The 21401-nt window shown below is 51.9% G+C and carries 16 protein-coding genes; 8 read left to right on the top strand and 8 right to left on the bottom strand.

Translation table 11 applies throughout. The features are described from left to right. The first annotated feature begins 724 nt into the window (after positions 1-724). Positions 725-1735 (top strand): phosphoribulokinase, encoded by a 1011-nt coding sequence (locus H6G07_RS13470; RefSeq protein ID WP_073608680.1) that lies wholly within the window; start codon positions 725-727, stop codon positions 1733-1735. 129 nt (positions 1736-1864) lie between these two features. Beyond that, positions 1865-2269, top strand: a complete 405-nt coding sequence (locus H6G07_RS13475) for a DUF2721 domain-containing protein (protein WP_073608681.1) — start codon at positions 1865-1867, stop codon at positions 2267-2269. A 96-nt stretch (positions 2270-2365) separates the two neighbouring features. Here H6G07_RS13475 and H6G07_RS13480 read toward each other — a convergent pair whose 3' ends face one another. Next, positions 2366-2917: a hypothetical protein gene (locus H6G07_RS13480; RefSeq protein WP_073608682.1), complete on the bottom strand. Its 552-nt coding sequence runs from the start codon at positions 2915-2917 to the stop codon at positions 2366-2368. A 168-nt stretch (positions 2918-3085) separates the two neighbouring features. On the opposite strand from H6G07_RS13480, the gene H6G07_RS13485 reads away from it, so the two are divergent. Next, the gene (locus H6G07_RS13485; protein ID WP_073608683.1) at positions 3086-3274 is read left to right on the top strand and encodes a CPXCG motif-containing cysteine-rich protein; all 189 of its coding nucleotides are present in this window, start codon (positions 3086-3088) and stop codon (positions 3272-3274) included. Between the two features lie 95 nt (positions 3275-3369). On the opposite strand, the gene H6G07_RS13490 is transcribed toward H6G07_RS13485, so the two are convergent. Further along, complete coding sequence (locus H6G07_RS13490) at positions 3370-4629, bottom strand: DUF4336 domain-containing protein (protein WP_073608684.1); 1260 nt, start codon at positions 4627-4629, stop codon at positions 3370-3372. 198 nt (positions 4630-4827) lie between these two features. On the opposite strand from H6G07_RS13490, the gene msrB reads away from it, so the two are divergent. The 5 genes from msrB (at position 4828) to H6G07_RS13515 (ending at position 12276) form a co-directional block, all read left to right on the top strand. After that, positions 4828-5343, top strand: coding sequence for a peptide-methionine (R)-S-oxide reductase MsrB (gene msrB, locus H6G07_RS13495; RefSeq protein ID WP_171973019.1), 516 nt, complete (start codon positions 4828-4830; stop codon positions 5341-5343). A gap of 127 nt (positions 5344-5470) precedes the next feature. Beyond that, positions 5471-5911 (top strand): hypothetical protein, encoded by a 441-nt coding sequence (locus tag H6G07_RS13500; protein WP_073608685.1) that lies wholly within the window; start codon positions 5471-5473, stop codon positions 5909-5911. Positions 5912-6374: 463 nt separating this feature from the next. Continuing rightward, complete coding sequence (locus H6G07_RS13505) at positions 6375-7043, top strand: phosphoribosyltransferase (protein ID WP_073608686.1); 669 nt, start codon at positions 6375-6377, stop codon at positions 7041-7043. A 334-nt stretch (positions 7044-7377) separates the two neighbouring features. After that, complete coding sequence (gene mfd / locus H6G07_RS13510; protein WP_073608687.1) at positions 7378-10929, top strand: transcription-repair coupling factor; 3552 nt, start codon at positions 7378-7380, stop codon at positions 10927-10929. 309 nt (positions 10930-11238) lie between these two features. Further along, positions 11239-12276 carry a DNA topoisomerase IB gene (locus H6G07_RS13515; RefSeq protein ID WP_199312081.1) on the top strand — a complete coding sequence of 346 codons (1038 nt, stop codon included), beginning with the start codon at positions 11239-11241 and terminating at the stop codon, positions 12274-12276. A gap of 175 nt (positions 12277-12451) precedes the next feature. Here H6G07_RS13515 and glgX read toward each other — a convergent pair whose 3' ends face one another. The 6 genes from glgX to H6G07_RS13545 form a co-directional block, all read right to left on the bottom strand. After that, positions 12452-14581 (bottom strand): glycogen debranching protein GlgX, encoded by a 2130-nt coding sequence (gene glgX, locus H6G07_RS13520; protein WP_073608688.1) that lies wholly within the window; start codon positions 14579-14581, stop codon positions 12452-12454. Positions 14582-15018: 437 nt separating this feature from the next. Beyond that, the gene (locus H6G07_RS13525; RefSeq protein ID WP_073608689.1) at positions 15019-15498 is read right to left on the bottom strand and encodes a hypothetical protein; all 480 of its coding nucleotides are present in this window, start codon (positions 15496-15498) and stop codon (positions 15019-15021) included. A gap of 375 nt (positions 15499-15873) precedes the next feature. Then, positions 15874-19698, bottom strand: coding sequence for an SMEK domain-containing protein (locus tag H6G07_RS13530; RefSeq protein ID WP_073608690.1), 3825 nt, complete (start codon positions 19696-19698; stop codon positions 15874-15876). A gap of 400 nt (positions 19699-20098) precedes the next feature. Continuing rightward, complete coding sequence (locus H6G07_RS13535) at positions 20099-20323, bottom strand: type II toxin-antitoxin system MqsA family antitoxin (protein ID WP_073608691.1); 225 nt, start codon at positions 20321-20323, stop codon at positions 20099-20101. Further along, positions 20320-20607, bottom strand: coding sequence for a DUF4258 domain-containing protein (locus H6G07_RS13540; RefSeq protein ID WP_073608692.1), 288 nt, complete (start codon positions 20605-20607; stop codon positions 20320-20322). Before H6G07_RS13540 ends, H6G07_RS13535 begins: the two co-directional genes overlap by 4 nt. Positions 20608-20689: 82 nt before the next feature. After that, positions 20690-20974 carry a hypothetical protein gene (locus H6G07_RS13545; RefSeq protein WP_073608693.1) on the bottom strand — a complete coding sequence of 95 codons (285 nt, stop codon included), beginning with the start codon at positions 20972-20974 and terminating at the stop codon, positions 20690-20692. Between the last annotated feature and the right edge of the window lie 427 nt (positions 20975-21401).

A 21401-nucleotide genomic window follows, 5' to 3' on the forward strand; every position in this document is an offset into this window, starting at 1 on the left:
TTCAGTGACTCTCTAGACCCAACTAAGTGCGACGGAGGCACACCGTCATGACCCGTCGCGCGTTCTCTAATGAACCTACTCAGATAACCCTAAGGCCAATCTCAAGGCGGCAGCACTAGAAATACTTTTAGTTTAGGGTATCACTGTAAGACGGTGTAATGCCGTGAGCTAGGAGATAGAGCGCACTGCAACTAATCCCCACGCTCAGCCTTTGCCCCAGTGAACACTTGCACTCTAACCACCTCCGGCGGGAAAGATTGTGTTCTTTGCAGCAGCGGGCGTTAAGTTAATCTAAAATCTCTGCTTAGCTCTAAAAACGTTGGGTTGTTGCCTTGCCACTCCCCCACTGAAAACTGTTGTGAAGGATACTAGCTTCTGATAGGATGAGACTAATTGCGGTAGAAATACTTATCCTCTAGAACGGTTTTGTGCCTAAGGCGGTTTAGCCGCTCCGAGGAGTATAGAAAGAGTCAGCGCTTGGGCTGTAGCTTGTTCTCAGTCAGGCAAGTGGCGGTGACCTGAATGTCAGGGAAAAATTTCGGTACTCCCTCTATTCAGAAGTCCTAAGCTTCACTGGCGCGACATTCGCAAGGTATTCACTCCCTTGGCCGATTGGTTCTGGGATGTTGGGCAACGGCTAAACCAGATTCACGTCTAGGAATGGCTTTCTTTTGCTGCGCTGCAGCGCTGGATTCTATATATACGGTTGTTTTAGGGGGAACTTATGATCAGCAAGCCAGGTAAGGTAGTTCTAATCGGTGTTGCCGGTGACTCCGGATGCGGCAAATCAACCTTTCTGCGTCGCCTGAGCGATCTGTTTGGCGCTGAGCTCATGACCGTCATCTGCCTAGATGACTACCACAGCCTCGATCGCAAGCAGCGCAAAGAAGCCGGGGTCACCGCCCTCGATCCTAAGGCCAACAACTTTGATCTGATGTACGAACAGATCAAAGCTCTGAAGGAAGGCAAGAGCATTGACAAGCCGATCTACAACCACGAAACTGGCGAACTCGATCCCCCTGAGCGGGTTGACCCCAACCGCATCATCGTCATCGAAGGTCTGCACCCCCTCTATGACGAGCGTGTGCGCGACTTGATCGACTTCAGCGTTTACCTCGACATCAGTGACGAAGTCAAAATCGCCTGGAAGATCCAGCGCGACATGGCCGAGCGTGGTCACACCTACGAGGACGTGCTGGCTTCCATCAACGCTCGCCGTCCCGACTTTGAAGCCTACATCGACATTCAAAAGCAGTATGCCGATGTCGTAATTCAAATTCTGCCCACCCAGCTGATTCCCAACGACGAGGAGAAGAAGGTGCTGCGGGTGCGCCTGATGCAGCGCGAGGGCATCGAGGGCTTCGACCCCGTCTACCTCTTCGACGAAGGCTCTACCATCGACTGGATTCCCTGCGGGCGCAAGCTCACCTGCTCCTACCCCGGCATTCGCATGCACTACGGCCCCGATTCCTACTACGGGCACGAGGTGTCGGTGCTAGAGGTAGACGGCCAGTTCGATCGCCTCGAAGAGCTGATCTATATCGAGAGCCACCTCAGCAACACCTCGACCAAGTACTACGGCGAAATGACTGAGCTGCTGCTCAAGCACCGCGAGTACCCTGGTTCGACCAACGGCAGTGGCCTGTTCCAGGTGCTGGTGGGTCTAAAGATGCGCGCTACTTACGAGCGCCTGATCGCCGCCGATCGCGAAGTGGCAGCTACGGCCCAAGCGTAAAAGGGTTTGGGAGTTAGGTCTAAGTAAGCCTTACTTGTACCTAACTCCCGAACCTCAAATCTGTCCAATTGAGTTTATCTGGCTTAATCGGGAGAGGATATCGATCAAGATGTCCTCTCCTTTTTTGCTATGGAACTAACTACCCCGGCGCTGCTTTTCCCCGCGATTTCGCTGCTGCTGCTGGCCTATACCAACCGTTTTTTGGTGCTGGCCCAGCTAATTCGTCAGCTCCACAGCTCTGAGCGCGACTACTTTCAAAGCTTGGTGCAGCGCCAAATCGCTAACTTGCGTCAGCGGATTGCCCTAATTCGCCTGATGCAGGCCCTAGGGGTATCGAGCTTTATTGTCTGCACGCTATCAATGCTGGGGCTGTTTTTAAATCAGCAGCAGCTAGCGGAAGTGCTGTTTGCTCTCAGCCTGCTCTTGCTGGTGGCCTCGCTGCTGACGTCACTTTACGAAATTGCCATTAGCACTCGGGCGATCGAGGTCGAGCTGGCCGACATCGATGCAAAATCTCGCTATCCCAAAAGCTAAGCCGATTGGGGCACAGCAGCTTAGACTGTGCTCAACCAGCAGGAAACTACATGATCGTTGAGCAGAGTCGTTCAGTCATTGTCCTGTGGGGAAAAGTTACTGAGAGGTCAAGGTGAGGGTTTGGTTGGGCTCCACCACCACCACCCGTTGGGCAGTTGTATTGCCGATAATGGCCCCGGCTGCGGCTCCGCCGATGATGCTGCCCACCGAAATGCGCCCGCTGAGAATGCCGCCTACAGCAGCACCGCCCGCTGCCCCAATGCCAGCATCGGTCAGAATGGCACCAGTGCTGGTTTCTCTGGGGTCTTTAATGTCGCGCAGCAGTTCAGAAACGGCGTTGACGGCGTAGACCTGGTTGCCCACCTCTACCGCTGTGGCGACGTAGCGTACGCCACCCTCGGCAGGCTCAAACCGACCGCGCACAAGGGAACCAGCGGGAATGCTGCGCCCGTTGAGGTTGGTGGCGGCTCCCACCCGAAGGGTCTGCTCGACTGTGGTGTCGGTGTTGAGGTAGAGGGGCTTGCTGTTAGGGGTAACGGCCTGAATGGGCGACGACACAAACAGCTGGGCTTGGGCAACGGGAGCCTGCCCCAGGGCTATGACCGGCATGACCGCTAGCGCTAGAGCGGCTAAGTGACTGACTTTCATCACGACCTCCAGAAAAATGCTTGAGAATGTAGGGATACCCTTGTTGCGGGTCGGGCTCAGGGGAGAGTGGTAGGGTGACTTAAGCCTGCGATCGCCCTAATACCTCTAGTTCTTAGAGGACGAGCCGCCCCTTAAGATGTTCCTGTGAGTTCTGAGCCACTGTTACCTATGGAATCTACCGCCGAGTACGCCTGCGCCTTTTGCGGCGAGATCAGCACCACCTTTGTTGATCTCTCCGCTGGGCTTACCCAGTCCTACATTGAAGACTGCCAGGTGTGCTGTCGCCCCAATCAGTTCTACGTCACGGTGGATGATGTCTCGCTGGAGATCGAAATTGCCACTGACTATGTTGAGTAAGCGCGATCGCCCCCCTGTTTCAAAGCACTTCTGTGTTAGCTAAACAGTCCATTGCTACCGCTTTTTAAGCTGAAAAAAGTTTCTCTGGCAAGGGCCTAGGGGGCCTCGTTTTTGCTGCCTTGAGTGGTAAGCATCGACTGGCGCGGTCGAGAAATGCCCTTGCTGAGCAACAGCGCTTCGATTTGCTGGAGCAGTTCAAAATCGGCTGCGGGTAAAGCGGCGCTGGCTTCAGCAGCGGGGTCACCATGCAAAAAATCAAATGCCTCTAGAAACTGCTCTGGGGTAGCGGCAATGGGGGCCGATAAGTGAGCCGGAACAATGCGCTCGAATTGCCAGGTGGCGACTGTTTTTGCCCAGTCTAAAACGGCTTCTGGGCCTCGGTTAAAGATTAAGGTTTTGAGAATCGGCGCTACCTGAAGCTGCCCATTGTTGTGCAGTGCCTCAAAGGATTTGGGCCAGTCAGACCGCCAGCGAAAGGGATAGAAGCCGAAGTAGTGCTGGCGCGATCGCACCGGAGCCTGCTTTGCCTCCTGCCACATGTCCCCCGTGGTGGCCACATCCAGAGTGCTGGGGCGAAAGTAAAAGGCAAACAGGGCAATGCGTTGCCAGCCCTTGCAGCGATTTTCAGGGGTATCGACGATCGCATCGGTAGCCTTGTCTCTAGCGTGAAACAGCAGCGGAAACGGGTCGATCTGCACGATCGCCGGCGGCTCTGCTGGGATGGCCACGATCGCGTCGGTCAGCAGCAGCGTACGACTGGCCCGGTGGTAGCAGGCCGTCTCGCCGAATGGCCCCAGCCCCAGATCGATTGGGGGCAGTAGAGCGTAGTCAACCTGGTCGGCAAAGGGAGCCTGGGAGCTATCAGCGGGGAGAATGTGGGTGCGATCGCGCGGTAGCCCCAGCCACGGCAGCGGCAAGTTGAGCGGAAAACTCCACTGGTTCGGCGTCACATATACCTGCGCCCGGGGAAACTGGCGGGCAAAGGGGCCGACAAACACCTTGTGCTCAATGCCCGTCACGGTAGACATGACGATGTAGGCCACCGGGCCGTAGCGCTCTTCTAGCTCGCGCACTAGAGCCACGCACTCCGGCGTGGGGGCCACTGGGGAATAGACTAGCAGCCCAGCAGGTTCCAGCCGCACCACCGTCATGCGAATCGGCACGACCACGTAGAAAATGCCCTGGAACTGCTCAAAGGTCCACACTTGGTCTTTGACCACCTCTACCCGCTGGGTCGGTCGCTGGCCGTAGGGGTAAAGGGGCACTAGGGGCCAAAAGGGCCAGGCGCGATCGCCCCTACGGGAGGGTTTTGAACCATCGCGGCGAGTAGATGAGACAGAGGTAACAGCTGACATAGGGCTCGACGGCAATCCCTAAAGGGAATCAATCCTAGTCATAGCCTACTAAAGAAAAGGGATTCAGGGGAATTGCCACTAATTCTCGAAGCGCTATCAGCGTTGCCTAGGAGAGATACGTTAAGTTAAATAAAACAAGGTTCTGACCACGGCATGCTTTGCGATCGCCAGTCCTTACCCCCTATCGTTAACCCTGTCATGAAGCGACGCAAGCTATTGGAAGCGGGCACCGCCATTGTCGGCGGCACCTGGCTGTTGAACAATTTCACCGCTGAAGTTTTCTCTAATCAACTGGATACTATGGCTACCACCAACGAACAATTTACCGTCAACAAAACCGATCAAGAATGGCGTGACCAACTCACCCCAGAGCAGTTTCGCGTCCTGCGCCAGCACGGCACCGAGCGGGCAGGTTCTAGCCCTCTAGACAAGGTCTACGAGCCCGGCACCTACAACTGCTCGGGCTGCGGCACGCCCCTGTTTACCTCCGACACCAAGTTCAACAGCGGCACCGGCTGGCCCAGCTTCTACGCGCCTATCGAGGGTGCCATTGCCACCACCACCGATCGCTCCTTCTTTATGACGCGGGTTGAAGTGCACTGTGCCAACTGCGGTGGTCACTTGGGCCACGTCTTCCCCGACGGGCCTGCTCCCACCGGCCAGCGCTACTGCATGAACGGGGTCTCCCTGGAGTTCGTGCCCAAGTCAGCCTAGACCGTCCCTCAGCTCATCTCTGCCCCCGTTGTGAGTCACAACGGGGTTTTCTGTTGCAAATCTTGCAACCCAGATGGTTGCTCCTGGTAGCTTTTCTAGAATGGGGCAACAGTGATAAGAGAATGCCATGAAGACACAGACAGGATTATCGCGGTGGGTTGGGCTAGCGGCTAGCTTCGGTCTACTGGTTACCGGTGGGGCCACCATTTCAATGGTCGCCCAGGCAGAACCAAGCCTGGCTCAACCGGCGGAAGCATCAACCTTGCCAGGGGTGTGGCGACCCGCCAGCGCAGCGGATGAAGCATTAATTTGGCGCTTTGTGCTGCAAAGCCCCATGGGGGTAGCCGCGCTCAACCAGCTGGCCATTGAAGGCTTTATCAGCCCCCTCTGCGAAAAGACGTTTTACACCCACGCAACCTACGAATCGTTTCAAACCCTATTGCAGGTGCAGTGCCCCACGCCAGGCGGCGTCTCTACGGCCCGAGCCTACGACGAAATGCGCATTACCTTTAACCGTTTCGAAGACACCATTGATACCTTCTCGGTAGAGCGTGTTTATACCGACTGACCCCTGCAATCTCGTCATTTGAGCAGATGAGTCGGCATGTCGGCTTAAATCAGCCCTGTCGTGCGGTGTGTTGCGCTGTAAGCCTGTGACACACCGCTAAATCTGAACCGATGCGTTAGCGCGCCAGCTTAACGCATCCTCATAAAAATTTGGACATTTCTATGGTTCGCTAGCTTGCTTAATTACTGATGACAATTGCTTCTTTGAGCGACAAAATATTGCCCAGCTTTTTTCCTAAGAAATACATCTAATGAAGGAAGCCGCTGCTAACTGAGCGCCATACCATTTATTCATGAATCGTTTTTTTAGTATTAGCGCTAAAAGTCTGTTTTTCTTTCCGCCAGTTCAAAAGTTACTGAAGAGTGAATAGGGCGATAAATACAGCATTAAATCAGATAAATGCCTGATCAACCACACGTTGTGTGTCCCAGTTATCTGGTCATACTTTATTGAGTTCAAGGTCATGCTTTTTCAAAATAGAGTTGATGCTGGGCAACGATTGGCCAACCTCTTGCAGCCCTACGCTAATCGGCCCGGTGTAATCGTTATTGCGCTACCCCGAGGTGGCGTGCCGGTCGCAGCCGAAGTTGCCAATGCCCTTGAGGCTCCTCTGGATGTACTGGTCGTTCGGAAGCTAGGTATACCGGGGTTCAGGGAGACCGCTATGGGGTCGATCGCCTCGGGCAAGTTCATATATTTCAACCACGATTTAATTCGACGTTTGGCGATTACGTCTGAGGAAATTGATGTCGTGGTGCAGCACGAACAGGAAGAACTGCGGCGGCGAGAGCAGGCCTATCGCGCCGATCTGGCTCCTCTAGATCTGCGCGATCGCATCGTGATTTTGGTTGACGACGGCCTAGCTACCGGGGCGACAATTCAGGTTGCTATTGAAGCCGTTAAGCAGCAGCGTCCTCGGCAATTGATCGTAGCCGTCCCGGTGGCTGACCGCGAGGTTTGCGATTCGATTGGAACCGTCGTTGACCGCATCATCTGTGCCGAGACTCCCCAACCGTTTTATGCGGTGGGGCTCTGGTATGAGGAATTTGCTCAAACCTCCGATGACGAAGTGCGATCGCTTCTGCACCAGGCCCAACACCGTTCCCTAGAGACCGCCAGCCAATCCCAATAATGCCGAGGCGATCGCTCTTTCTAGGCTGTCCGTTAAAGCCCAAAGCAGCGGAATCTTCGCTAGGCCGCGCTCGGCGTTCACCTGTCGCCCCAACCATAAACGTTGCTGGCCAGCCATTAGACTCAACCGCTGGCGGCGATGCCTTGATCGACAAGGGGCGTTTAGGCCAAAAACGTTTCCTTTAGCTCGGTAGAGTTCCATAAAGCTGTCATAATGGCTTGGCAATTATTAAAATAAGTAACGTGAGGCTGGCCCTCTAAGGCTAATTGTCCGTACCCTCGGCTGCAAAGTTGAGGGGGTTTTGTGCTTCTAATTTTGCCCTGTCGCGCGTCCTATGGCCTTTTCTTCCATTACCCGTGCCCTGCAACGCTCTCCTTTAGCTAAAGAACTGCTGGCTAAGCTCGATCAGCAGGGCCAACTGGTGCTCAACGGCGTGGCTCGATTGCCCAAGGGGCTGGTGTCCTCGGCTCTGGCCCTAGCTCAGCAGCGCCCTCTGCTGGTGATTACTGCCACCCTAGAAGAAGCCGGACGCTGGGCCACCCAGCTCGAAGCCATGGGCTGGGACACGGTACATTTTTACCCTACCTCCGAAGCCTCCCCCTACGACCCCTTTGACCAGGAGTCAGAAATGACCTGGGGGCAGCTCCAGGTATTGGCGGATCTGCTGGCACTGCGGGCTGCCGCGGCAGACTCTCCCCCTCGCAAGCTGGCGATCGTGGCAACAGAACGGGCCTTGCAACCTCACCTGCCGCCGGTTTCTGCCCTAGAACCCTACTGCCTGCGGCTGGAGCTGAAGCAGGAAATTAACTTCAAGGCGCTGGGTCAGCGATTGGCTACCCTTGGCTATGAGCGCGTCACGGTGGTTGAAACTGAGGGTCAGTGGGCACAGCGGGGTGACATTATTGACGTGTATCCAGTGGCGTCGGAGCTGCCGGTGCGGCTAGAGCTGTTTGGTGACGAGCTGGAGCGCCTGCGGGAGTTTGACCCGGCCACCCAAAGATCCCTGGACGCCGTTGACCACCTGGTGCTCACCCCTACTCAGTATGGCCCGGTAATCATCGAGCAGTTGAGGGCGCAGGGCAAGCTGGAGGGGTTGCTGTCCGAAGCCGCCCAGGAAGGTTTGGAAAGCGGCATTCTCCCCGAAGGTACCCGTCGCTGGCTGGGGCTGGCGTTCTCACAACCCGCTTCTCTATTGGACTATCTGCCCGAAACCACCTTGATGGCGGTGGATGAGGTAGATCAGTGCCAGGCCCACAGCGATCGCTGGCTGGAGCATGTTGAAGACCACTGGAACGAGGTCAGGAGTGGAGAGTTAGGTGTAGGGAGTGGGGGAGATGAGGAAGATGGGGAAGTCAAAAGTCAAAAGTCAAAATTCAAAACTTTAGAACTTCCTAAAATTCACCGTTCCTTCCTTGATGCCCTGGGCGATGCCGAGGTATTTCCTCGCATTGATCTATCTGAAATCGCCGAGGCCAACAGTGGCTTAAACCTATCGAGCCGACCAGTGCAGGCGATTCCGCACCAGTTTGGCAAGCTGGCGGAGACGATCCGCAAGGAGTGCGATCGCAAGTACACCGTTTGGCTGGCCTCGGCTCAGCCTTCGCGATCGGTATCGCTGCTGCAAGAGCACGACTGCCCGGCACAATTCATTCCCAACCCCAAAGATTTCAATGCGATCGACAAGCTGCACACCCAGCACGTGCCTGTGGCGGTCAAGTATTCGGGATTGGCAGAATTAGAAGGCTTTGTGCTGCCCACCTTCCGCATTGTGGTGGTGACCGACCGCGAGTTTTTTGGTCAGCACACCCTGGCAACCGGCGGCTACGTGCGCAAGCGGCGGCGAGCCGCCTCCAAACAGGTTGACCCCAACAAGATGAAGCCGGGGGATTTTGTCGTCCACCGCAGCCACGGCATCGGCAAATTTATCAAGCTCGAAAGCCTGGTGCTCAATAACGAAACCCGCGACTACCTGGTGATTCAGTACGCCGACGGGCTGCTGCGAGTGGCCGCCGACCAGGTGGGTTCGCTTTCTCGTTATCGGGCCGCCAGCGGCCAGGCTCCGGTGCTGAACAAAATGACCAGCACCGCCTGGGAGAAAACCAAGGGCCGGGCCAAAAAAGCGATCCAAAAGGTGGCGGTGGATCTGCTCAGGCTCTACGCCCAGCGGGCCAAGATGGAGGGCTTTTCTTACCCCGCCGACATGCCCTGGCAGCAGGAACTCGAAGACTCCTTTCCCTACCAGGCCACCCCCGATCAGCTCAAGGCGGTGCAAGATGTCAAGCGCGACATGGAGAGCGATCGCCCCATGGATCGCCTGGTCTGTGGCGACGTGGGCTTTGGCAAAACCGAAGTTGCCCTGCGCGCCATCTTCAAAGCTGTCACTGCCGGGCAACAGGTGGCCCTGCTAGCTCCCACCACCATCCTCACCCAGCAGCACTACCACACGCTGAAGGAGCGCTTTGCCCCCTACCCAATCCAGGTGGGGCTGCTCAACCGCTTCCGTAGCCTGACCGAGAAAAAAGACATTCTGCAACGGCTCAAGACCGGAGAACTGGATGTGGTGGTCGGCACCCACCAGCTGCTGGGCAAAGGCGTCACCTTCAAAAGCCTCGGCCTGCTAGTGGTCGATGAAGAACAGCGCTTCGGCGTCAACCAAAAAGAGCGGATCAAATCCCTTAAAACCCAGGTGGATGTGCTCACCCTCAGTGCCACCCCCATTCCCCGCACCCTTTACATGGCCCTGTCTGGGGTGCGCGAGATGAGCCTGATCACCACGCCGCCGCCATCACGTCGCCCGATCAAAACCCACCTGTCGCCCCACGACTCCGAAGCGATTCGCACTGCCATTCGCCAGGAGCTAGACCGGGGTGGTCAGGTGTTTTACGTGGTGCCCAGGGTAGAGGGCATCGAGGAAACCTCCGCCAAAATTCGCGAGATGGTACCGGCGGCGAGAATCGCGATCGCCCACGGTCAGATGGACGAAGGCGAGCTGGAATCGACCATGCTCACCTTCAGCAACGGCGACGCCGAAGTGCTGCTTTGCACCACCATCATCGAGTCGGGGCTGGATATCCCTCGCGTCAACACCATTTTGATCGAAGACGCTCACCGCTTCGGCCTCTCCCAGCTCTATCAGCTGCGGGGAAGAGTGGGGCGGGCAGGCATTCAGGCCCACGCCTGGCTGTTTTACCCCAAAAAATCTCTTACCGATAAAGCCCGCCAGCGCCTGCGCGCCATCCAAGAATTTACCCAGCTTGGCTCCGGCTACCAACTCGCCATGCGCGACATGGAAATTCGCGGCGTCGGCAACCTGCTGGGGGCCGAGCAGTCAGGCCAGATGGATGCGATCGGCTTCGACCTCTACATGGACATGCTCGAAGAAGAAATCGCCGAAATTCGCGGTCAAGACATTCCCAAAGTGGAAGACACCCAGGTGGATCTCAACGTCACCGCCTTTGTGCCCAACGACTACATCCCCGACCTGGAGCAGAAGATGGGGGCCTACCGCTCTCTGGCGTCGGCCAACAGTAAGGTCGAGCTAATGCAGATTGCGGCGGATCTGAGCGATCGCTACGGCCCCATCCCCTACGCCACCGAGCAGCTCGTACGCATGCTGCAACTCAAGCTGGTGGCCAAGCACGCCGGTTTCTCGCGCATCAAACCCGAGGGCAAGCAGCACGTGGTGATGGAAACCCCAATGGAAGAACCCGCATGGAAGAAGATCAGCGAGAACCTGCCCAGCCACCTAAAGACGCGCTTTGTTTACAGCGGCGGCAAAGTCGTGGTGCGCGGCCTGGGCGTGCTCAAACCCGAAAAGCAGCTAGAGAGCCTAACGGAGTGGTTGGGGTATTTGCAGGGGGCGATCGCAGAGCCGTTGGCTAGCTAGCAAAGAGTTAAAGGAGATCAGGTCAAAGCCATCCAGCAGAAATTAGGTGCGATCGCATAGCCTCAAAACCGCTGACTTTGTTTATTTCAGCGAGTATTCTGACATTTCGCTCTTGGCTGTGAGCGGCATTTATCCTCCCGTACAACTCTACCTAGGCTAGAGCCAGCAGGCCTTGAGCCTGCCTAAGCTAAAGGGATTACCAGACCAGTACATGCATCGCTGTTGGGCAATGGCTGGTTTGCTCAGCCCAAAACGCAAATGCCCAAAGCTTCGCCTCAACTTATAACTAGTGCCTCTTCAGTCACAATTGTGGAACCAGTTCAGTCAGCTCGGGCTGCTGGGCTGCGCTACGTTTGCGACGATCGCCCCGGTTGGGGACGGCGGCGCAGCGGCAAGGGATTCATCTACTTTGACGAAAAGGGCGATCGCATCTCTGACCGAGACAAGCTCAAGCGAATCAAGGCCCTGGTGATTCCTCCGGCCTGGGAAACGGTGTGGATCTGCCCCTCTGCTAACGGTCATCTGCTGGCTACCGGGCGCGATGCCAAAGGTCGCAAGCAGTACCGCTACCATCCCAACTGGCGCACCGTTCGCAACCAGACCAAGTTTGACCGGCTGATTCCCTTTGCCTATGCCCGCCCCCTGATTCGCGAGGTTACCGATCGCGATCTGCGTCAGCGCGGCCTACCGCGAGAAAAGCTGCTGGCGGTTGTCGTGCGGCTGCTCGATGCCACCGTAATTCGGATTGGCAACGACGAGTACCGCGAGCAGAACCAGTCCTTTGGGCTCACCACCCTACAAGAACAGCATGTGGAGGTGGGAACGAGTAAAATTCGCTTTCACTTTGTGGGCAAAAGCGGGGTAGAGCACGAGATTGAGTTGAGCGATCGCCGCCTGGCCCGAGCGATCAAACTTTGCCAAGATCTCCCCGGTCAACAGCTGTTTCAGTACCTAGATGATGAAGGGCAACCCCAGGCGATCAATTCCGACGATGTCAACCGCTATCTGCAAACCATTACCGGTGAAGACTTTACCTCCAAAGACTTTCGCACCTGGGCCGGTACCGTCTACACGGCTCGGATTCTCAACGAACTTGGGGAGCCCACCTCAAAAACTCAGGCTCAGGCCAACATTCGTGAGGCCATCAAAGGTGCTGCGCAGCACCTGGGCAACCGGGTTGCCACCTGTCGCAAGTTTTACGTGCACCCCACTGTCACCCAGGCCTACGAAGAGGGCTGGCTGTTAGACATTTGGCGAGCAGCAGAACAGGCTCCCAGCGATCTGGATTTAACTGCCGAGGAAAAAGCCATAGTTGCGGTGCTGAGCTATACCCAGCAACAAGAATAAACTGTCAGAGGACGGGATTTAGTTGCCTCTCTTTTAGTTGCCTCTCTTGATGTCGCTAAGCAGACTCATTTTCTAAGCCCCGGCGAGCAACGATTAGGTCTTTCTCCCCTTGATCAAGGGGAGAAAGAGAGATTTTCTAACGTCTTTATGAGTGTAGACGGTGCTCTAAGCGACGCTAGATTAACCGTTGCAAAACCATCAGCGATCGCGCCACTACCGGAATAGTTTCGTCCCCCGTGACGATACGTTTTTCAGTAACAAACCGAGGTTCTGTCGTATCGATGACCACCGACCACTCATAGGGTTGAAATAGCTCAGCTAGCCTAAAATCAATTGTTTCGTAGTGGGCATTGAAAAACATCAAAAAGTCGTTGTCGCTGATGCGCTCTCCCTGCTTGCCGGGACTGGGGATCTTGTCGCCATTGAGAAAGACTGCGATCGATTTGATATAGCCAATTTCCCACTGATCTTGGCTCATCTCAGTGCCATCGGGGCCGTGCCAGCTAATATCAGTGACCCCAGAACCGTGAATGGCCTGCCCCTGAAACCACTTGCGCCGACGAAACACCGGGTGCTGCCGCCGAAAGAAAATCAGCTCTCGGCAAAAATTAATCAGGTCTTCATTGCCTTGGGGCAGGTTCCAGTCAAACCAGGAAACCTCATTGTCCTGGCAGTAGCCATTGTTGTTGCCCCCCTGGGTGCGGCCAATTTCGTCGCCCCCGAGCAGCATGGGCACCCCCTGCGACAGCATTAGGGTCGTCAAAAAGTTGCGGCGCTGCTGCTCTCGTAGCTGCAAGACTTCGGGGTCGTCGGTGGGGCCTTCTACCCCACAGTTCCAGGATGAGTTGTTGCTTTCTCCATCCTGACTGTTTTCGCCGTTGGCTTCGTTGTGTTTGTCGTTGTAGCTCACCAGGTCATTAAGCGTAAAGCCATCGTGGGCGGTGATGAAATTAATGCTGGCATTGGGCTGCCGTCCATTCATCTGAAAATAGAGGTCAGGGCTACCGGTGAGGCGGTAGGCAAATTCGCCCAGGGTTTCATCCTGGCCGCGCCAAAAGTCGCGCACGGTGTCGCGATAGATGCCGTTCCACTCAGACCAGTTGACCGGAAAGTTACCCACCTGGTAGCCGCCCATGCCCACATCCCAGGGCTCCGCAATCAGCTTTACCCCGGCCAGCAGCGGGTCTTGGTGAATCAGGTCAAAAAAGGCCGACAGGCGATCGACGTCATACAATTCTCGGGCCAGGGCCGACGCCAAATCAAACCGGAAGCCATCGATGTGCATTTCGCCCACCCAATAGCGCAAGCTATCCATAATCAGCTTGAGCACCTGGGGGCTACGCATGTGGAGGGAGTTGCCGCAGCCGGTGAAGTCCATGTAGTAGCGCGGATCATCTTCCATCAGGCGGTAGTAGCTGGCATTGTCAACGCCGCGCAGCGATAGGGTTGGCCCCATGTGGTTGCCCTCGCCCGTGTGGTTATACACCACGTCGAGAATGACTTCGATGCCCGCCTTATGAAGAGCTTTCACCATCTCCTTAAATTCCGTCGCTTGCTCCCCTAAATTGCCGCTGGAGCTATAGCCCGAAAAGGGAGCAAAAAAGTTGATCGAGTCGTATCCCCAGTAGTTGCGCAACCCCTTATCAACTAAGTGACCAGGGCGGGAGAGATAGTGGTGAATTGGCATTAGCTCGACGGCACTAATGCCGAGCCGTTGCAGATGTTCAATGGCGACGGGGTGAGCCATGCCCGCATAGGTGCCCCGCAGCTCTTCAGGAATATCAGGGTGCTGTTTAGTAAACCCTTTGACATGCACTTCGTAAATGACGGTTTCGTGCCAGGGAGTGCGTAGTAAAGTGTCGTCTTCCCAGTCAAAGGTTTCGTCGATAACGACCGACTTGGGCATTAGGGCCGCGCTGTCGAGATCAGAAAAGGAGAGATCTTCGTCGGGGCTTTCCCAGTCGTAGCCAAAGATTTCAGGCCCATTTCCCACTTCTCCCGAAATCGCTTTGGCGTAGGGATCGATTAACAGTTTGTTGGGATTAAAGCGGTGACCTTCGTGGGGGGCATAGGGGCCATGCACTCGATAGCCGTATTCTTGGCCAGGGCCGATGCCAGGTAGGTAGCCGTGCCAGACAAAATTGCTGACCTCTGTGAGGGGAATGCGGGTTTCTTTGCCTTCTTTATCAAACAAGCAAAGCTCAACCGCGGTTGCATGCTCAGAAAATAACGCGAAGTTGGTGCCTTTGTGGTCCCAATGGGCACCCAGGGGATAAACGTCACCGGGCCAAACTGCAACGTACATAGAGGTAGAAATTAGGTATAGAGGGGTAAAAGGCGATCGGCTAACCCGGTCTTTCCTAGAGTAGTCAGCTAAAAACCGACATCTAGGAAAAACCTGGACAACCGTACTAGCACACTAGGCCGAGTGCAAATCAGGGAATGCCTTGAGACGCGGTTTTAAGCAGAACAAAACAACCCCTCCTCGCCACTAATTGAGGGAGTCAAGGGCATTTTGGGTCGGCTTTTTAACTGAGTCCGAAGATTATCAGACCTTAGCAAAATCTTTTCGGCTCAGAATCTATCTAGGGAAAGACCGCAGCCTCGGCGATCGCTACCCACCGCACTATTACAAGGGATCCCTGATATCGATGAAACCATTACTAAAAGGGGGACGGCCAACTCAAATCAGCCATCCCCCTCATATGTTTTTTAAATTAACAGGTTGCCCCCAGGTTGTAATTAGGCGGCTATGTCACTGGTTTTGGAGCGGCGTTTGCCCATGGCTTTGAAACGTTCGCCTAGCTGGTCGGCTACGCTCTTGAGGCCGGGGGAGTGGCGGGCGGCGGTTTTAACGTAGTCGTAGACCAGCAGGCTACCGGTCATCGATTCGCTGCCGACGGCGAGCAGGGTGTCGTCGACGGTTTCGGTGAGCTGCTCTAGCAGGCCTAGCACTTCGCTGAGGGCGACGGTGAGCTGGTAGTCGCGGTTAAGCTCGGCGATATCAAAGTTGCTGGGCACAATGCCGGGATTGTTTTGGGTGGTGGTGACGCTGTTGCGAACAAAGGCGAGGCTTTTGTCGCCCATTTTGAAGCGCTTGCGGCGTTCGTCGGGGGTGAGGTTGATGAGGAAGGGCAGATTGTTTTGAATGACGGCGATCGCCCCTTTGATCTCGGCCATGGCCTGGTCTGAAACGGTGGCACTGATGGTGTCGTACGGCATACCCTGATGTCTCCTTATTTAATAGATGCGGGTAATGGTGGTTTGAGCGGGCAGAACGGTTGTATGGTTCGCTCGGTCATAGGTGAAACATGCCCTGCGATCGAACGGGGAGATCGAAATGTGGCTCAGAGCTAGGGCAATTCAGCCATTAAGCTTAGGGGCAACTGGATAAAGCTTGCCTTTGCTTGAAAAGCTGCTTTCGTCGTTCTAGGTGTGTGAGTTCATTGGGAATGTCGAGAGTGACTTGCATGGCTCAGGGCAATGGAGACATGATTCAAGGATAGCGGGCTTAGTTGAGGGCTTCGGCAAATTCGGTTTTGGAGGATCGCTGGGGAATGGTGCACGCCCCTAAAAGCTGATTGAACTGCCAGTAGGCTAGGTTGGCCATAGTTTACTGGCTTGAACCGAACAATAAATATCCTTCCAGCCTGCTGATGTCCAGCTTGAAATTCGAATACATTCTCTCAATATAGCCAAAGATAATTGTGGTTTGGCCTTATCAAATGCAGGAATCCATGAACCCAACTCCTCAAGAAAATCTTCGATAGCCGATGAATGAGTTAACGCAGGTCTTCTCGAAAAGGTGCTTAGAGCTTCTGAGAACTTTTGACTAAAAGCGAGTTCTAAAGCCTCTTGCGTAACTTTTTTATTTTGCTTCACTTCGTTTTGCCAGGAAAATGGGCTTATGTCTAAACCAAGTTTCAGCTCAGTATGTCCATCCACATACTCTTCAAATAAATATTCTTTGTCAGATTCATCCTCGATCTGGTCTATAGCACTTCTGACTTCAAAAAACACATCATCCATTTCACCTTCACAGAAGTCAAGTTTCATCATGGTTTTTGCTAACTCAACCAATGCCATTGACTTATCTATTGGCTTCTCAATGCCTGGAATAATACAATCTCGAATAGTAGATAGAAACAAATACATCTCTTCAATTGGCTCATCATCTATCATTTCATTTGTTAATTTGATAAAAGCCATAGCTTTATGATGACAATCTCCAACAAGATCTATTAAAGATTTTGCATTATCAAAATCTTTAATTTTCGCCAATTCTTCGATCAGTTCAGTTAAAAGTCGATTTCTAAAATCATCGTCCTCAACAGCTTCTATAAGACTTTTAGCATCCTCAACAAATCCGCACTGGGCAAAGACTTTAACTAGATCCCATTTATGCTCTCCCGCTTCAGAAATTTTTCTGATTTCGGAAAAAACTTGATTTGCTAATTCTTTATAATTTGCGCGCGTCAGGGAAATTGCTATTCTTCCCAAGCCCCACATCTTTTTATGCTCTTGAGTAACTGACTGAATAATTTGCATGGACTTGTTAAAGAATAAGTCTGCCTCTGCCAAATAATCATTCTCCACTAATGAAGCCGCAATTCTACTAAGAGTTATTGCTAGCTTAGAGCTTTCATTTGAAGTTGCAATACTATTAATCTCAGTCATTAAGTATCTTGCTTCTGACTCGTGGTTGCATCGAGCCAAAGAAACAGCTAGATCACGTAAAATTGAGAGTTTTATATCGTATATTTCAGTTTGATTAGCAATATCCCTAACTTTGTCAAATATTTCATTTGATTCTGGATCAAGCCCAAGTTGCGCTAAAGTTTCTGCTAAGTCACACAAAACTTTTGTCTTCGATGTATCGCCAATGTCCTCAATCCATGTAAAAGCCTCCTCAATAAAACCTAAGCTTGCTAATGCTTTTGCCCATTTACTACAGACAGAAATAATAGGTTCGTAAAAATCTTCTAAATCAGCAATTTCTTGAGCTACACTCACAGCTCCTTCAAGTACAATATTTGCCTCCTCACCGAAACCAGACAACAGCAGACTAGCTGCTAAATCTCCCATGGCTTCCGACTTAGCCCATCCATCTTGAATATCATGAACGAGGGCAGTTGCTTGTTCTAAAAAGAGCATTTTTGATAGTGCAGAGACGACTTCGGCAAGTGCCTCATTTCGACCAGAACTATAACGTGCTAGATATGCAAAATTCTCAGCTTCAGCGATAACTGACTGAGCTTTAGTCTCTTCCCCTGCCTTGTAAAGTGCAATCGCTAACTCACAAAAATAGCGCGATTTAAGCTCTTCAAGAGTTTTGGCAATTTCATATGCCTCTTCAAGAAGAGAAGAAAGTATGGTATTTCCTTTGTCTAAGGCATTGATTACTGCTAGAAGACCATGAAACCTTCTAAAAGGTAAAGCACGTAGCCGAGCGTGATTGATAGCTTCATCTACATACCCTAATAAAGCTAATGCTTCCAATTCTTCATCACTATAGTTTTGTGCTCTATGGTTGATAGCTTGTCGAGCCGCGTAAAGTTGAGTAAGAGTCAAAATTTCTTTTGAAGTCAAAGGATCATGGAAGTCTTCAATTGCAAAATCCAGATCGAACAGATAAGATGCATCACTTGAAGAAGCGATGAACTTGGCTTGCATCCAATCCTTGGATGTGAGCAGTAAATTATGAAGCTCCGCCTTCCTATTAGACAGCTTTAAATGATACGCTAAATTCCCAAAGAAATAATTGTCTTTTTGAGAGCATGTATGCCAACCATTAGCGCAACAACTAGAATAAGCATCTAAGAATCGAGCATGAAGAGTAGATAAATTAGAAAACTGTTTCCTTACATAATCGTATTGCAGATCATGAAGAACAAGATGACCAGTTTCACTGCGTCTTGCAAGTGAACGTTCCACTAGTAGATCAGTAATATCTTGAATATCATATTTATCTAGTCCCTCTGGCCTCCAAAATATCATTAATGTAGTCTCAGGGATTTCTACATTTTCAGGAAAAACAGCAAAATCTAGATAACGTAGTCGAGTATCTGGCTCTAAGACTTCTAAGCTAACTTGAATTGCCTTAAATAAATCTGGATATGGATAATCAGGGAACTGATACTTAAGCTTATCGAGGTCAGCATTTCTCAATTTTTGTAAAAGGTTATCCCAACGATTAGGTCGAGCTTTCGCGATCGCTCCGATCATAGATAAAGCCAGCGGTAGATTGGCACACTCTTTTGCTACTTCATAAGACTCAGGAGGTAAATTTTCTTTAATATTTCCTGAGCTTATTGCAAGCAAATCCAAAGCTTCATCATCGCTTAAAAGTTTGACCTGGAACTCAATCGCATCAAGGGCTTGAATGATGCCATAATCTCTTGTAGTAAATATAATCTTGCTTTGTTTATCTAAGATATTAAATGCAGAGACTTGATGGACTTTCCAGACATCATCTAGAATGAGCAAACATTTCTTATTTGCCAGTAGACGGCTTAGATATAACTTTCCCTGCTGGATATCTTGGAAAGCAGGATAAGAATCGCCTAGCATTTTTGCAAAGTCTGATTGCCTCAGAGTTAGATTTGGTTCTTGCCCCAAGGAAAACCAAAAAATACCGTCTGAGAATAGAGAATGCACTTCCGAGTCTCGTGCCAAATAATTTGTTAATACCGACTTGCCAATTCCACCCATTCCATATATACCAATCTTGCAAGCAGAATGTGTATCCTTTTTTAGAGGAGTTGAATGAGAAAAGAGTACTTCTTTGAGTTCATCCAGTGCTTCAGGACGAGGAAGGAAATGAGGAGGTAATTTTGGTAGATGGCTTTGAGTGAAAAATATTTTTTCTGGCTTCTGAAAAAATGTTTCTTTTCTAGATAGATCTTCACTCCCAAAATTAGCTTCTAAAATTTCTCGGATTTTAGTTACTCTTTCGATTTGAAAGCTGGCAATCTCCTTAAGCAGGTTTCGATAATCTAAAATATCTCTTCCTATCTCAAATTCAAATCTTTCTTGAATAATCTTCTGAATTGTCTTGACAGGGTAGCTCTGATTCTTTTCTTTCAAGAAAAATATAATTAGGCGATCATATTCAAGAAACTGTTTGTGCTTAATGAACTGCTCTAAAGTATGCTTGACTTTATCAGAGGTGGTGGTGGCAGTAACTTGAATGCAAATCTTAGCTGCTTTGTCCGCTAAATCAATGCCAGGCTTATTGTTATCATTCTCCGCATAGTTTAAATTTTCTAAATTCCAGCCATAAATCTCATTTAGTAAAGGTATTAAAATTGTCTCGGAAGCTTTGTTTAGATCTGTTCGACCCATTGATGCTTCACATTTAATCTCAGTTACAAAGATGGCCATCAACTGGGTGATACGCTGTCTGGAAAGCTCAAGATTCATCAGCAGCTGCAACCTAAAAAATGGATTTGAAAAGACTTACTGGTATATCTAATGGCCTCAAGGATGCTCTTCTTGTATCAGTATGTGCCGATCTGCAATCAGCTCATTCACTAGAGAACCCCCTTCAGGAACATATCCCCGAACTGTTGCCTGAACTCTCGCAATGACGCCTAGTACTTGCTGTGCGCTCTCAGCTATTTCAGGGGGTTGACCTACTTCAGTTTCAAAGGCCAAGTTTTTAGAGATAGCAGCACAATGACATATACATTCAATCCCTAAGGACATTCAGGAGCAATCAACTCAATTTCGCTGCATGCCCCCACATCGACCGTTTGTTGTAGTGCTTTCAGCATGACCATCTTCAGATGCCATCATTTTGGAAGTCTATAGTTTAAACGACTCAAGCCGCATAACGGCGAATTTCAACCTCTGCACCGCTGGTAATGGCCTCTTCTGCCCGTTCTAGCAATTCCCCTGTTACCTCATCACTGAGGTAGTATTCACCGCAGTTTTCACAGACATCAGCAGGCACCCGCTTAAATACGACGATCGCCCCCTCCCGTTCCAAGGTGACCGTTACCAGCCCCGCTTGAGTTTGTCCTTGCTTGCAAATGACACAGTTCATGGTTGCTTCCGAGTTTTAAAGTCAGGTTGCCACAGGTCTAAATCTGGTTCATAAGCAGTAATGACATAGACAGTCAGGGTTTCGTCATCCCTTGCCGCGACCACATGAATGGGCCGCTGATTCACTACCCCCAGCATAAGGTAGCTAGGATAAGGGCGATCATCAGGATATTCAGCGATCGCTTCCCCACTAGCAAGCACTGTCTTCACATCGTCTCGGCTGATGCTGCGCTGAAACATCTGCTTAACAGCATGACCTGAGAAAACAAGCTTTTGATAATCCACCCTGACCGATAGTCCTGAACTTAATTCATCATTACCGAAAAGATCCCTGGATTCTCGAAGAATCCAGGGATCTAATTCACCACTAACCTATCTGTCGATATCGCAGCAGCAAGCTAAACACCTCCCCCTGCTCCGGGGTAATCAAAATCCCCGATTCAGGAATCGTAAACTGGCGGCTCCATTCCAGCCGCTCGGCGTATTGCAACAGATGCAGGTGGTTAATCGCCCCCTGCACCCCCTCCGGCGAACCAATCACCAGATGGCGCAATCGCTCGCGCCCCGGCTGAGCATCCGGATTTGCTAGCAGCAGCGGACTGGTCGTCACACCCCTACGGGCCGACGACGCCAAAAATGGCAAACACAACATGAGGAATTCCTCCAAAACAATGGTGGGTAGGAAATTCCCCAAAAATTTGGCCGCCCCAGACTTTGTGCAGTTCGGGACGGCCTTGGGTAATAATCACCTTAGCCTCCGAGACAGCTTGCTCTGTCGACGGGGTTAGCTGCTGGTTGGTGTTGGCGCACCCTCCAGCGGCGCTTGACCAAATTTTCGGGAAGACAAGCTGCACTCACACAGCCTTAGCTCAGTAGAGTATCCCATTTGGCCCACACAGACAAGTTAAATTTGTTACAGCTTGGGCATTGCGATCGCTAGCAGCAAATTGCACCTGGGTACAGGTACTCGCGAAGATCCCCCCTTGATCCCCCCTTAAAAAGGGGGGTGAAGACACTACCCTAATCTATAGCTCGGCCAAAAAAGACTTCCCCCTTTTTAAGGGGGTGACGGATAGCAC

This window comes from Phormidium tenue FACHB-1052 (assembly GCF_014696675.1).
Lineage (GTDB): Bacteria > Cyanobacteriota > Cyanobacteriia > Phormidesmidales > Phormidesmidaceae > Nodosilinea > Nodosilinea tenuis_A.